9 protein-coding genes are annotated in these 16274 nt (G+C 27.6%); 3 read left to right on the top strand and 6 right to left on the bottom strand.

What is annotated here, in order from left to right; genetic code table 11:
* Window positions 1–43: 43 nt before the first annotated feature.
* Window positions 44–325: a hypothetical protein gene (locus tag ACTG46_RS10020; protein ID WP_054270325.1), complete on the bottom strand. Its 282-nt coding sequence runs from the start codon at window positions 323–325 to the stop codon at window positions 44–46.
* Between the two features lie 385 nt (window positions 326–710).
* Here ACTG46_RS10020 and ACTG46_RS10015 point away from each other — a divergent pair, with 385 nt between their 5' ends.
* The 3 genes from ACTG46_RS10015 to ACTG46_RS10005 all read left to right on the top strand — a co-directional run bounded on the left by ACTG46_RS10015 (window position 711) and on the right by ACTG46_RS10005 (window position 3805).
* Complete coding sequence (locus tag ACTG46_RS10015; protein ID WP_054276716.1) at window positions 711–1565, top strand: AraC family transcriptional regulator; 855 nt, start codon at window positions 711–713, stop codon at window positions 1563–1565.
* Between the two features lie 196 nt (window positions 1566–1761).
* Window positions 1762–3267, top strand: a complete 1506-nt coding sequence (locus ACTG46_RS10010; RefSeq protein ID WP_479924045.1) for a recombinase family protein — start codon at window positions 1762–1764, stop codon at window positions 3265–3267.
* A gap of 58 nt (window positions 3268–3325) precedes the next feature.
* Complete coding sequence (locus tag ACTG46_RS10005) at window positions 3326–3805, top strand: ABC transporter substrate-binding protein (RefSeq protein WP_074178151.1); 480 nt, start codon at window positions 3326–3328, stop codon at window positions 3803–3805.
* 130 nt (window positions 3806–3935) lie between these two features.
* Here ACTG46_RS10005 and ACTG46_RS10000 read toward each other — a convergent pair whose 3' ends face one another.
* The 5 genes from ACTG46_RS10000 to ACTG46_RS09980 form a co-directional block, all read right to left on the bottom strand.
* Window positions 3936–4283 (bottom strand): cupin domain-containing protein, encoded by a 348-nt coding sequence (locus ACTG46_RS10000; RefSeq protein WP_479924044.1) that lies wholly within the window; start codon window positions 4281–4283, stop codon window positions 3936–3938.
* A gap of 406 nt (window positions 4284–4689) precedes the next feature.
* Window positions 4690–8568 (bottom strand): hypothetical protein, encoded by a 3879-nt coding sequence (locus ACTG46_RS09995; RefSeq protein WP_479924043.1) that lies wholly within the window; start codon window positions 8566–8568, stop codon window positions 4690–4692.
* A 1048-nt stretch (window positions 8569–9616) separates the two neighbouring features.
* Entirely contained in the window at window positions 9617–10363 is a 747-nt protein-coding gene (locus ACTG46_RS09990) for a YdcF family protein (RefSeq protein WP_479924042.1), read from the bottom strand.
* A gap of 16 nt (window positions 10364–10379) precedes the next feature.
* Window positions 10380–13811 (bottom strand): diguanylate cyclase domain-containing protein, encoded by a 3432-nt coding sequence (locus tag ACTG46_RS09985; RefSeq protein ID WP_479924041.1) that lies wholly within the window; start codon window positions 13809–13811, stop codon window positions 10380–10382.
* Between the two features lie 33 nt (window positions 13812–13844).
* The gene (locus ACTG46_RS09980; RefSeq protein WP_479924040.1) at window positions 13845–16022 is read right to left on the bottom strand and encodes a bifunctional diguanylate cyclase/phosphodiesterase; all 2178 of its coding nucleotides are present in this window, start codon (window positions 16020–16022) and stop codon (window positions 13845–13847) included.
* Between the last annotated feature and the right edge of the window lie 252 nt (window positions 16023–16274).

The raw sequence follows: 16274 nt of genomic DNA, 5'->3' as shown, positions 1-16274 counted from the left end.
TATTATAAAAAATACTTGTCCTACTTGACTTATTAAAGAAGTGCTAATGACTAGCAACTTCTTTGTTTGAATCTTTTATTTGTAATTGTCTATCTACCATTATTTTTTCTATTGCTTCATATATTATTGTATCTTTTTCTTGTTTTTCTTCTAATGTGAACTTTCTTCCTAAGGTTGTTTCAGGAGATACTACATGACAGATTGTCTTTCCATGTAGTACTGTCATGGATATTTTATAACCATTCTCGTCTGTTGGAACATCTACATCGTCGTCGAGATATATTATAGTAGTTGTACCATCCAAGTCTTTTTCTATCTTTGGCATTTAAATCCCCTCCTCTTTATATTTTATGTATCTTAAAAATTGTCCTATTCTCAATGATTATTTATAATTGAGTAACTAAGCTTTGCTTGACTAAAAGCAAACCCTCAAAAATAGTTAACTATGAATAAAATATTATATATAATTAAATGTTTAACCTAAAATATTATAAAAATTTCATAATCAATTAAAACTGTTATCTTCTATAAAAATTAGATACTAATTTGTGATATACTTTAATGTGAAAAACAATACTATTTGTTCATTTTTGTAGTTAATTACAGACTTTCTCATGTTCATTCTTTATTAAGCTAGTTAATTAGTGCATAGAAAGAGAGGATTAACTATTTTAAAATAGATATTATATAAATTACAAGGAGCTGATTTTATGGAATGGATTGAAAGATTAAACAAAGCAATTAACTATATTGAAGAAAACATAACAAAAGAAATTGAATATGAACAGGTTGCAAAAATAGCTTGTTGTTCTACATATCATTTTCAAAGAATGTTTGCTTATATGGCAGATGTACCACTTTCTGAATATATTCGTCGTAGACGAATGTCTTTGGCAGCTGTAGAATTACAGAATGATGATAAAAAAATAATTGATGTAGCTTTAAAATATGGATATTCTTCTCCAACTGCCTTTAATCGTGCATTTAAAAGTATTCATGGTGTTGCTCCATCAGTTATAAAAAAAGGAGAAATAACAACTTTGAAGGCCTTTCCACCAATCAGCTTCAAAATTAGTATAAAAGGAGCCGAAGAAATGAATTATAGAGTCGAAAAAAAAGAAGCATTTCGTATAGTTGGTGTATCTCAACCACTTCACACTGAATTAGAAAAGAATTTTGAAATTGTTCCTCAAATGTGGCAAAAAGTTGCTTTAGATGGAACTCTTCAAAAATTAATACCTATGATGGATAGTCAACCTCAAGGTGTATTAGGTATAAGCATTTGCAATGATTTAGAAGAATGGAAATATTTTATATCAGTTTCAAGTACAAAATCTATAGATAATACATTAGACGAATACACTATTCCAGCTTTTACTTGGGCTATATTCTCTGGAGAAGGCCAATGCCCACAAGCAATTCAAGAACTAGAAAAGCGTATTGTAACAGAATGGTTGCCTACTTCTGGATATGAATATGACAATGGTCCTGATATTGAGCTTTACTTAAATCCAGACCCACAAAATGCTAAGTTTGAAGTATGGATACCTGTTGTAAAAAAATAGCGTAAAATTTATAGCTAAGGTATAAAGATAACAATATGAACATTACTTAAAGTATGAGATTTTAAATGGACTATAGAAATTACTATATAAAAATAAACCTTTAAAAATATATCGTGTATTTTTAAGGGTTTATTTTTTATATTTTAAATATAATCAATTTGTTGTTGAATATAATATATTCAAGGAGTGTGATTTAATGAATGTCGCAATTTATTTACGCAAAAGCAGAGCTGATGAAGAAGCAGAACATAGAGGTGAATTTGAAACACTAAGTAGACATAAGACAACTCTTTTAAAATTAGCAAAAGAGAAAAATTTAAATGTTATTAATATTAAAGAAGAACTTATTTCTGGTGAAAGTATAAAATACAGACCTAAGATGATAGAACTATTAGATGAGGTTAAAAATAATGACTATGATGCAGTCTTAGTAATGGATATTGACCGTTTAGGACGTGGAAATATGCAAGACCAAGGATTAATATTGGATACATTTAAAAAATCTAAAACAAAAATTATTACTCCTAGAAAAATTTATGATTTAAATGATGAATTTGATGAAGAATATTCCGAATTTGAAGCTTTTATGGCTCGTAAAGAATTAAAATTAATATCTAGACGTATGCAAAGAGGTAAAATTAAAAGTATTGAAGAAGGTAAATTTATAGCTCAAGCACCACCTTATGGATATGACATTAAATATTTAAATAATAAAGAAAGAATACTTATAATAAATGAAGAGAAAGCAACTGTTGTTAAAATAATCTTTGATATGTATTTAAAGGGAGATGGCGCATGTAAAATATCTAGTTATCTAAATGAACTTGGTTATAAAACTACAACAGGTAGGACTTGGTATGAAAAAGGAGTTAGAGATATTATAAAAAATAAAGTGTATTGTGGTTATATAGTATGGAATAAAGTTGAGAGAAAAAGAAATTCTAGTAGAACAAGAGGAATCGAAGAACAGATTGAAGTAAAAGGAAAACATGAACCAATAATAAGCGAAGATATATGGAATGAAGCACAGAACATAAGAAAAAAACGTAGTAACTCTCCCACACCAAACAATAAAATAACTAATCCACTAGCTGGGATTGTAAAATGTGGATACTGTAATCATACTTTAGTAGCTAAATCCAATACTACATCAAGTGGTCATGAGAAATATATGGTTTGTACTAATTGTAAAAATAAATCTACAAAATTATACATATTAGAAAATAAAATTTTATCAGTTTTAAACAAATGGGTAATAGATTATAAACTATCTTTAAAAGAAGAAAAAGATAGTTTTAAAATTAAGGATAATTTAGAAAATACTTTAGTAAGTTTAAATAAAGAATTTAATAATCTAGAAAAACAAAAAGAGCGACTACATGATTTTTTAGAACAAGGGATTTATGACAGTGATACATTTCTAGAACGTTCAAATATACTTACATCTCGTATAGAGAATATAAGAAAAGCTATAAATAAAACAAATATAAATATTGAAATTGAAAAAGAAAGAAAAATAGTTGAAACGCAAGTTATTCCTCAACTTGAAAGAATTCTAAGTGAATATACAGAAGAGAAAGAACCCTATTTAAAAAACATACTACTTAAAACTGTAATTAATTATGCTGTATATAAAAAAGAAGCTAGTCAGAAATCTGATGATTTTTCTTTAACACTCTACCCAAATATCTCAAGAAATTAATCAAAAAATTAAATACATATTTTAGTGTTATAATTAGACTGATTACCAATTTGGTGTGATGGCAGGAGCTTTTGCAGGTGGAGAAGGAGACTTTACAACAGCTTTTGAACCTACAGCAACAGCTATGGAAAAAGAAGGTAGTGGATATATAGTTACATCTATAGGAAAAGATTCTGGAGAAATACCATTTACAGCTTATTCCACTACTAAATCATATATGAAAAATAATAAAGATTTAATTCAAAGATTTACAAATGCTGTCTATAAAGGTCAACTATGGGTTCAACAAGCACCTAGCAAGGATATAGCTAAAGCTATGCAACCTTTCTTTGAAGATATATCTTTAGAAGACTTAACAACAGTTGTAGATAGATACAAATCAATAGATGCATGGTCTCAAAATCCTGTATTAAAAGAAGAAGGATTGAACAAATTAATGTCTGTTATGAAAGAGGCCAAAGAATTAGACAAAGAAGCACCTTATAAAGATATTGTAAATACTGAGTTTGCTGAGAATGCTATAAAAAATATAAAATAAAGAATATATGTTCATCATTTCAACAATGAAAAAGAGGCTTATCTCTCTTTTGAGATAGCCTCTTTTTACAGTTTGAGATTAAAGTTTATATAATAAAATAGAAATTAAAGTACTAATTGTACTTATATATCTATCCTCTATATTCTGCTCCAGCATTGATTTTTGTGATTTGAACAGCTACCATTTCTTCTTTGCTTCCATTAGTAATCTCATGCCATTCTCCTGTTGGTACAAAGACAGTATCACCATCTTTTACATCACATTCATGTTCACCAAGCTTCATTTTACCTTCGCCCTTTAGAAACACAAATATTTGCTCACCATTAGGATGTCTATGAGCATTAAGAACTTGATTAGGTTTAAAATAATAAACTTCTGAAGTTATATCACTACCAGCGAATACTGGTATTTTTGGAACAGCTATATCATTATATTGAGCTAAGCTTCCATCTAATAAATTCTTTTTATTTTCATGCATACTAGAAATACCTCTTTTCTGTATTATAGATTTACTCTTATTATTCCAATATAAAAAAATAGTATTCTCATCCTTAACAATAGGAATAAAATTCTTTTCTTCTTAAAATGCAGTAAAGTTTACCTATATACTTAAAGAAATGTACCTTTATGAATATAAAAATAGCCTGAGGTGATAAATCTTAAATTATTTTTGGCTATATAAATTTAGATAAGTAAAAGATATGAATAATTTTTATTAAAAAAACAAAACTATATAAGGACCACTTCGCTTTAGGCAATAGCACTGCGAAGTTAGTCCTTATCAAATATAAAAAGGTTAATGTTTTTTAATTAATATAAAATGTTTTCTTCATACACTGTAAATCTACTTTTTATCTTATTTAGGATAAAATTATTGTGGCAAATTAATATTTAGACTTATTTTTAGAACAATCATTGTGGCAATTGCAACTGTGCTCATTGCAACAACAATCATTACAGCAATTGCAACTATGTTTATCACAACAACAGTCTTTACAACAATTACAACAAGGATCGCCACAACAACAATCTTTACAACAATTACAACAAGGGTCGTCACAACAACAATCTTTACAACATGAGTCATCACAACAACACTGTTCAATTTTCACTTTCACTCTTGATATATTATTGTTAGGATTTGAATCTGGCGTTGTTGAAGTTACTTTTGCAGTATTTATTAGTTTGTCATTACATGTTGGTTTTACAAATCCTCTCAATAGAATAACTCTTAAAGACCCTGCTGGTAATGTACCTATATCAAGACTTCCAGTCCATGGTTTAAAACTTATACCTCTATCCAATGAAAATTCTGCCCTACCAAGTTTATTTGATACATGGTCTATTAAAATAACATTTTGAGCATCTGCTGGTCCTGCATTTGATACTTTTATTAAAAATTCTAATCGTTCTCCTACACAAACTTCTTTTTTATTTACTAATTTTATTACGGAAACATCTGCTGATAAGCTTACTTCTGCTTCTGATGTTGAAGTATTGTTATTTAGATTTGGGTCATACGTAGTTGAACTTACAGTTGCAGTATTTACAATAATACCTACTGCTGTTTGGCTTACTGTTCCCATTATTATAATATTTCTTACTTCTCCAGCATTTAGAGTACCTATATTAAGTCTTCCAGTCCATGGATGGAAAGTCACTCCGTTGTCTATTGAGTATTCTGGATTTAAAATAGAAGTTGGTATATTGTCTGTTAAAATAACATTTTGTGCAGCTGATGGTCCTGCATTTGAAACCTCAACAACATAAATGAATGTTTCTCCTGGTACAGCAATTGGTTCATTCTCTTTTATTACAGAAATATCTGCTGATAAACTTACTTCTATTTCTGTTGTCGAAGTATTATTGTCTAGATTTGGATCAGGTGTAGGTGAACTTACAGTTGCAGTATTTATAATCATACCTACTGCTGTTTGACTTACTATCCCTTCTATTATAATACTTCTTATCTCTCCAGAATTTAAAGTTCCTATATTAAGACTTCCAGTCCATGGTTGGAAAGTTACGCCTCCATTTACTGAATACTCTGGATTTAGAATAGAGCTTGGTACATTATCTGTTAAAATAACATTCTGTGCAGCTGATGGTCCTGCATTTGTAATTACTATAGTATAGCTAAAAGTTTCTCCTGGAACTGCTGCATCCATATTGTTAGTCTTTATTACACCTATATCTGCTGATGCAATAATAGGAGTTGTCACTGTTGATGAATCTACAACTGGTTCTGGTACATTTGCACTTACTTCTGCTGTATTTGTAATATATCCTGTGGCTGTTGAACTTACTAATCCCTTTATAATAATTCTTATTAATTGCCCTGGTGCCACTGTACCTATATTAAGGCTTCCAGTCCATGGTTGGAAAGTTACTCCATTATCTATTGAGTATTCTGGATTTAAAATAGCAGCAGGTATATTATCTGTTAAAACTACATTCGTAGCATTGGATGGTCCTTCATTAAAAATTCCAATCGTATATACAAGTTCTTCTCCAGGAACAGCCACATCCTCATCAGTTACTTTTATAATAGAAATACCTGCTTGTGGATTAACTGGTGTAATAGTAGTTGATATATTATTACTTAAATCTGGGTCAGGTGTAGATGAAACGACTGTTGCTGTATTTACTATATCTCCTGTAGCGTTTAAACTGACTATTCCTTGTATTAAAATTGTTACTGAAGCTCCAGCACCTAAAGTTCCTATACCAAGACTTCCAGTCCATGGTTGGAAAGTTACCCCACCATTTGTTGAATACTCTGGATTCAAAACAGAATCTGGTATATCATCATTTAGTACTATATTTTCAGCATTTGATGGCCCTAAATTTACTACTTCAATAGTATATTTTAATAAAGTACCTGGAACTGCTGAGTTAGGTTCTGATGTCTTAACTATTAAAAGGTCTGCTAACAGACTTACTTCTGTATCTATTGTAGACGTATTATTTCTAGGGTTTGGGTCTGCTGTAGATGAAGATACCACAGCTGTATTTCTTATAGTACCTATTGCTGATGGATTTACAACCCCTCTAATTATAATAACTCTTACTTCTCCTACTCCTAAAGTGCCTATATTAAGACTTCCAGTCCATGGTTGGAAAGTTATTCCTCCATTTGATGAATACTCTGGATTCAAGATGGAAGCAGGTATATTATCTGTTAAGATTACATTTTCAGATGGATATGGTCCATTATTTATAACTTTTATAGTATACATCAGTTCTTCCCCTGGATTCACAGCATCAGGCTCAGACATCTTTGTAACTTCAATATCTGCTGTTATTACCAAAAGTGGAACTGGATTAGAATCTACTGAAAAATCATTTGGTATTCCTCCCTCTACAGGTGTATAAGAGTAATCTATAGTTGCTATATTATTAATTGGATTTGGATTAGGAATACCTTCTACTCTTACATCAAAGGTTACTTCAACACTTGTCCCTCCTCCAACATTTGGCAATGTAAAACCTATATTAGGGTCTACTCCTGATATAGATGCACCATTAACTGTTACACTTCCAGGTATAAATAACAAACCATTTGGAACGATATCTCTAAAAAATACATTAGTTAAAGGACTACTACAAGTATTATCTAGTCTAACTGTGTATGTGACTATATCTCCTACATTTGCAGCCGTTGTATTGCTTGTTTTTATTGGAGTAAATGTTGGTATTTCAATTTCTCTTAAAGAAACATCATCTATAGCATAATCATTTCCGACAGCACCTTCTCCTTCACTAAAAAATTCTACTGTAAGTTGATTATTATTTTGAGAATTAATGATAGTACCTACTTCTTTCCATTCTGGTGCGTTTGTATTAACTGGAATTTGAGTTCCTAATGTTGCCTGATACAATATATTATTATTTTGGTCAAGTATTCTTACGCCTAATTGTGGTGGTGGATATCCTGTTACCTTAAAAAGATTTAAAATCCATGTACTAAATAGGAAATTAGTATTAGGTGTAACAGATACTGTTGATCTAAAAAATACAGCGCCTGGATCAAAACCATTTACTACCATCATTCTACCTGTTTCATTTCCTGTAGTATGGTCAGCAATACGCCACCAAGCTCCTATAACGTTGCTCATCGCATTTGTCATAATGTTTTGTACTGTGTATTCTCCATCTATCGGTGTAAACTTAGTCGGGTCTGGTACCACATACGTAAAATCTGGAGTTACACCTGGGTAAGGTTCTATTGCAGGACCTGTATTACTTGGTGTGCCTGGTTGGAAAAAACCAAATGTACCATTATCCGCATCTGTAATAAGATTTATATCAGATACAGATACACAAGGGTCCAATATATTTTGTATAGGTGTATAAATTACAGGTCCATTTAATATATTTTGATTTGTTATATCAGAACCTGTCACTGTTATTAGTAATGTATTAGGTGTTGTAGAATCTAAGTTTGTTGAACCTGCAGGTGGATTTGTTACAAAAGTAATAGGTGGTGCTTGGGCAATTGGAACTGGACCTATTACTGCTGTTGCAAAATTTCCTGGTGCTGGTATTCCTCCTGGAGTTCCAAAAGCCTCTACAATCCTATAGTTACCATTTGGAACATTAGTAAACACATAATTTCCTGTAGCATTTGTAAGAACTACAAGTCTAGCTCCAGTTGTTATATTTTGTAACACAACTGGTACATTGGCTATTCCTGTGTCTCCAGTGTTGATAGTAGCACTTCTATCTCTATCAAAAATTATTTGGCCTGACACTGTTGCCATATTATCACTCCTTTAAAATTATAAAATTTTGTGTTCATAATATATTATTCTTTTAAATACTTTTATGTGACATTTTCATTTAATAAGCATGCTTTTTTTCTATAATATTCTTTTTTTCTTTCCATAATCCCCAATCTATTTGATAACGTATTTTTTGTGGTAGATAAACTATTTAGATTATAATTTTTAAAAACTATCATACAAATAAAAAATGGCATAAAATATACTATTTTATGCCATTTTTTATTAATCCAGTATTTTCAATATATATAACAAGATAAATTTGTATTTTGTCAGTAAAATGTCAGTAATTTTTTTTATTATTTTTTCTCTTTTTTTAGTTTTAAATAAATTAAAAACCATGCTTTTATATTCTAAACTATCATACAAACTATTTTTAAAAAAAATCAAATTTAATAACTTAAGATATTTTTCGGATTAAACTATATACATCTCATTTTTTATTTATGTTCTATTTTAATCACAAAATTCTCAGTATTTTATTCACTTAATAATAATAGCAAATTAAAAGTAACTTCAAAATACACGTTGAAATCTAGTTGAATTTTATAACATTTACTGACTTTGATTATTTCGTATTTTTTATTATAATTATTTTCGTAATCTTGCCTAAAATAACTACTTATTATTTTAGTTTTTAAGTAGCTTATATATTTTTTATTGATGTTTTATACCTTTGAGGATAAAATAAGCTTAGAATTTATTTAAACGTCTAATTGTACGCCTCAAGCTAAAATTAAGAATTTTAGTTAACTTTATTTTTATTATGTAAACTAAAAAGTCTTTTTAAAATTCTATCTATATTTATAACAATTAGTACAATCTTGAAACTATTTTTATATTGATTTGTATTAATATTATGAATATTTTATTTACGTTTATGATATTAATATAAAATGCCAAGGAGATTTGTAAAGATGAGAAATGGATTAAAATTAAAAGAAAAGATAATTTTATAACTTTTGGTTTATCATATAAAAAAAGACTGGATATAGGTTTATAATTTATATCCAGTCTTCTTAATTTATTATCTATCAAAAACAATTGTTTTCCATAGTGCAAAAAATTCTCTTGTATAATAAGTAGGTATAAATGAAAGTTTTGATTTACTAGCATAAAAAGAGGTATTTTTATATCCATTTCTATATGCCAATATTTTACTTCTAAGAACATGAAAATCCGTTGTTACTATTTTTATTTTTAAGTCTTTTAATTTTCCTTTGCTATGTTCTTCTATCTTTGACTTTGAATACTTAAAATTTTCGTAAGTATTAGTAGATTTATCTTCCTCTATTATTCTATTCTTATTTATACCATTTTTTGTAAGATAATCTTTCATAGCTTTTGCCTCAGTTATATTTTCTCCATTTCCTTTACCACCTGATACAACCACATAACAATCATCATTAACTTTTAAATATTTTAAGGCTATGTTTAATCTTCCCTTTAAGGTTGTACTTGGTGTATTCTTCTTTACAGAAGCTCCTAAAATCAATAGATAATCACTCTTTACTTCAAAGTTATTTTTGGGGTAAAAAATAATCAAACTTTCAGTAACTATGAACACTATTAGAAAAACACTAATTATTATCTTTAGCAATTTATAAAAAACCTTCTTTTCTTTAATTTTATTCTTAAATATTTGATAAACAATTAATAGGATTCCTACAACTAAGAAAATTTCACTAAATGAAATCCCTCCAAAAACTATTTTAAGATAAAAATAGTAAATTGCAAATACTATGCCCAATATTAAACTAACACTATTTAACATATTCTCATAATCCTTTTTATTTATTTTTGTACAAAGAAATATCTATACACTCTATGAGACAGTTATATTCTCCATCTATCCAATTAATCCAACTTGCTATACTTATATTTGTACCAAATGTATTTGTCTCCATATTGAATTTCGAGTGTTTATTTTCTTCCAATCCATTAAGAGGACAATTATCACAAGGTTTATTAGATTTTAATAATGATTTATAACAAGCCTCACCTAGTTTTATTTCTAAATCTAGGCTTGATACCTTATTATTGATAAAAAGAATTTCATAAGTATTTGGATTTACTATATATATATAATTATCAATAGAATCAAGGACTTCCTTAAGTACAGGTTTAGATTTTTCATTTTTATTTACTTTTTCTATGTTATCGTAATCTATATTGCTAACTTCATTTTGATAAGCGTAATCATTGTAAAGTGCATATTTATCTTTACCTTTACTTTTTGCATAATAAAGTGCTATATCTGCTTTTTGATAAAGGTCTTCAAATATAGTTCCATGTTCTGGAACAAATGAAATTCCAACTGTACCTGATATTTTATATGTCTTTTTGTTTTCAGTATAAGAGTTTCTAAATATATCACATATTTTTTCAGCTTTCTTTTTAGCATTATCAAAAGATTGAATATTCTTTAAGAATACTATAAATTCATCTCCACCAATACGACCCACTATATCATCTTTTCTAAAGATAGGTTTTAGATGTTTAGAAACCTCAAATAATACTTTATCTCCAAATACATGTCCTAAATTATCATTTACAGATTTAAAGTTATCTATATCAACAATTAAAAATGCATGTATTCCTAAGCTTGACTCTTCAGAGCCTAAGAAATCATTGATTAGTTTTTCAGTAGTCCCTTTATTATATAATCCTGTAAGGGTATCCCTTTCTGCTTTTATTTTTAATCTAATTTCTTCATTCTTCTGTTTATCAATATCTTTAACATAAGCAAGAGCTTTTATATCATTCGTAATAGAGTCTTTTATCAGGTGCATCGTGCAAATAACCCAAATCATTTTATTTTCTTGATTCATTCTTCGATATTCTAATTTTATTTCACTTATATTATTCTTGTGTGCAGTCAACAAATTCTTACACAAAAAAGTATTTAAAAATACATCTTTATCATCTTTATAGATAATATTCTTTGCTATATTTTTTACCATCTCTGAGTAGTTGTTGTCAGGCTTAATTCCAAATTCTTTATACCAGTTTTCATTTCCTCTTATAAAAGTATCTTTTGATACATTTATCTCATAAGTTATCATTGCTTCTGATAATATAGCTGAATGATATTTACCTTCTTGATTATATCTTATTTCTGCCTCTTTTTGTTCACTTATATCTTCTTGTATACCAATTGCTCTTACAGGTTTCCCATCTTCATCAAAAACTGTAGTCAAAGTAACCTTATTCCATACATAACTTTTATCTGGAAGTTTTATCTTAATTATACAATTTGCTATTTTTGCTCCATTCATTATTTTCTCGTACATATTTATAAAATCATCACTAAAATCTTTATGAATTATTCCTGATTCTACTAAAGAATATGGAACATTTTCAGTAATATTAGGAATATTGTACTTATCGAGTTCTTTATTAGTATTTAAAAGTGATTTTGTTTCTATATCATATTCAAATATAGTGTTTGATGTTTGTCTTAATGCAATTCTAACTCTTTCTTCATTGATTTTAAGTTTTTGCTCTACATTTTTCAAATCAGTTATATCAGTTAGAATCCAAATACCTTTTTTACTTCCATCGCTATCAACAATTAGTCTTCCTTTTACAGAAACCCAGATAATATTACCATCTCGTCTTATTATTCTATGTTCATATTCAGCTATACCTTTTTTATCTAACTGATGTTTTATACTTTTAAGAGTCTTTTTTCTATCATCGTAAAAAACGAGAGTACATGCCTTGTATTGAAGTTCTTCTTCTAGTTGTTTGCGAGTATATCCAATCATTGAAAGATAACCAGCATTAGTGTATTGTATAGTAAAATCTTCATTAAAGTCTGTTATAAGTATGCCACCTAAAATATTTTCTGATACCATTTCAAGTTCTAGATTTTTTTGTTCCATTTCTTTTTCTAATTGTTTCGTTTTTGTAATGTCTACTGTTACACAACAAAGATACTCTTTACCATCAGGTTCTGTTATAATTTCTCCTTTATTTAAAACCCACACTACATCACAACTTTTTGTTATAACTCTGTATTCTAGCTCAATAGTTTTGTTTTTGTGAAGCTGTTCATAAATCTCCTCTTTTATTCTTTTTACATCGTCTTTATGTATTAGATTATAAAAGTCATTATTAAATATGGTTTCTATTTCTTCTCTTGTATAACCAAACAAATCTATAAATCCATCACTTAAAAAATTAAATTCATACCTTTCTCCAATCGTACATTTTTGTACTCCTCCAGGGATGCTATTTGTAATAGATGATATTTCTTTGTTTGTTTTTAATATATGTCTTCGAGATTTATTATTTTTATAAAAGATGTATATTATAAGTATAATAAATAATAAGAATACTTTAAAAATTAGAGAAAATGCTAATTGATTTATTTTATCAATATTTTTTCTTACAGTATATTGTGGTATAACAGAAAGCACATACCAATCATTTACGCCAATTGGTGTATAAGTGGCATACCTATTCTCTCCTTTATATTCATATGATGTAAAACCACTTTTGTTATTCTTTGTGTCCTCGTATATTTTTTTATAGCTATAACCTTCATCAAAAGAAGCATTTTTAAATATATCATATATATTACTACTAGATTTAATGATATTATTTGTATGCGAAGATTTTAGAACAAATTGTCCACTAGATTCAAATATATCTATATATCCCTCACTATTAAAACTTGTTATATCTATAAATTCAGCTAGTTTATCATTGTAATAAGAACCATACAAAATACCAACTACATCATTATTTTTAAATATAGGTGTAGCTATAACAAAAGTATCTTTTCCATCAATTGGAGATTTCACAATCTCAGATATATTACTTTCTCCTCTAATTGCTTTTTTAAAATATTCATAATTTGATACATCGATAGTTTTTCCATCACTAGTATGACTTATCCCCTTAGGAGATACAATAGATATTCTTTGAAAGTCAGATTCCTTTGATATTCTAGATAACAATGGAATTATTTCTTGATTATCTATAGTATCAAAGTATGAAACCATATTTGATACACTTTTAATGAATGATAAAGAACTATCCAATTTTATTTTTATTGCATTAGAACTTTGAAGAGATATCTCTTTTAAATTAACTTTATTATTTTCTTCTTCTTGAACATTAGTTTTAAATGCAAAGTCAGAAAAAGAAATTATTGTAAATAAAAATATTAAAACAATACTCAATATGCTCTTTAAAGATTTTGCTCTTATCATTTATTTACCACCTCCCATTTAAGATTTTATTGACTATATTTTATAGACTAATTTTTCAAATTCTTTAACTGGTAATGGTTTTGAAAAATAATATCCTTGAACAATATCACAATTTGCTTCTTTTAACATTTTTATTTGACTTTTAGTTTCTATTCCTTCTGCGACGACACTTATTCCTAATTGTTTGATGAGAGAAACTATACTTTTTATAACAATTTGACTTTTATCAACATCTTTATCATCTATAAAAAATCCTCTATCTAATTTTATTACATTTAATGGTATATTTTTAAGCATATTTACAGAAGAATATCCTGAGCCAAAATCATCCATCGAAACTATAAAACCAATATCTTGTAGATTTCTACTCACATCAAATAGAATATCAGTATCTCCAAACATACTGGATTCAGTAATTTCAATTTCTATTAAACTATATGGTATTTTATATTTATCACATACATCTACTATCTTTGAAATAAAATCTTTTTTTAAAAAATCAACTCTTGAGAAATTTACAGATATAGGCAATGGTGAAATACCTTTATCAAATAAGAATCTAATTTCTTTACAAGCTTGTTCTAATATGTACATATCGATTTTTCTAATAAATCCATTTTTTTCAAATATAGGAATAAAATCTCCTGGATATATTATGTCTTTTTCTGTATACTGCCATCTTACTAAGGCTTCACTTCCACAAAATTTATCTAATCTAATATTATATTTTGGTTGTAAATACATTACAAATTGACCATTTTCAAGTGCATATTCCATTTCTTTTTCTATCTTATCTTCAAGTAATAGTTTATCTCTTAATTTATCATTAAAAAAAGCAAAGTTCACATCACTATTATTTTTTATTGAAGATTTTGCAAGTGAAGCTCTATCACTATATACACTTACAGTCAAAGTTTTATCTTTAATTTCATAAATTCCAAAAGATAAGTTCACAAGTTCATTATTTGCCATAATCTTTTTGATTGTATTTATTATATCTTCTTTTGTATTGTATGATAACAATATATTAAAATTATCAGCACTTACACGAGCAAAGGTTTCATTATTATTGGTTAGTTCATCTAAAGTACTAGCTATATTTTTTAAAATTAAATTTCCCTTTTTATGACCGTAAATATCATTAATCGCTTTAAATTTATCAATATCAAATATAACCATTGCATATTTATTATTTTGTGAAGATTTTTTTAATAAATTTGTAACATCTAATTCAAACTTTCTCCAATTTGAATAACCAGTTACCAAATCTGTATATGCCACCTTTTCTATAGTTTTTTGGCTCTTTCTCTTTGAATATAGTATGTACATTATAATGCCTAAAAATAAAAATGAAAGTATAATCCATCCAATAATTGTAACTATCATTAAATCATTCAATTTTTTAGATACAACCGTCTTTGGAACAAAGGACGCTATAAACCAATCATTAATTCCTAGAGATGTGTATGCCATATAAAAATTCCCATCTGATTCTTCAACTTGCACTACACCTTGGTCTGACTTTTTCATATTTTTAAAAGTAAATCTTTTTTCAAAGTTAATTTGAGATAGGTTTGTAATATTTGAGTTTAAATTTTTATGATACAATGGAATAATTATATTACCATCACTATCACATATAAGTGAAAAACCTTCCCCATTAAATGTAGAAATTGATAAGAATTCAGATATAAACTCAACATCATAATCAGCTGCAATCACAGCAACAATTTTCCCTTTATTATATAAAGGTACAGCATATGTTTCAGTAAGTTTTCCAGTAGTTTTATCTATTAATGGTTTTGATATATTAGATTTACCTTTAACTGCAAGTTTAAAATAATCTCTATCTGAAAAATCTGTTCCAAAAATTGTTTCAGCATAACCTTTCCCATTTGGTAAAATTAGACCAATATTATTATAATTACTGTCTTTGTTATAAGATTTTAGAATTTTTAAAGTTTTTTCTAAATTAAAGCTATCCTCTGTCTCTAAAAGTTTAGAAATACTCTCTAATTTATCTAAATTACTTGTCAATTTACTATTTATTGCGATTTTACTTTCTGTACTAATTTCAGACAGATATTTTTGTGTTTCATATTCTAGTGCACTATCCATATTACTCACATAAAAAAAAGCAAATATACTAAAAAAGAATAGCACTATAAATGCGATTAACATATTTTTCAATATTGGCCTACTATTTTTCAAGTAGATACACCTCTCCCTCTTTAACAACTATAATTTAATTGATTCATTTTATTTTACTATTAATAACTCTTTTTTACAATTAAGTTTCATAAATTGTTAACAAAGACCATTTTTTTAAATATTATTTATAAAGTGGCAATATTTAAGGGTATAAATACATCAATAACATATTTAATTATATTAAATCTATAGATACTAATACAATTAAATATGCTATCGTTTATATCTATACCCAGCGACATGTAGCTTAAA

The organism is Clostridioides sp. LIBA-7678 (assembly GCF_056716065.1).
Note: the sequence above shows the minus strand (reverse complement) of the source record. Positions and strands in the feature narration are given on the sequence as shown.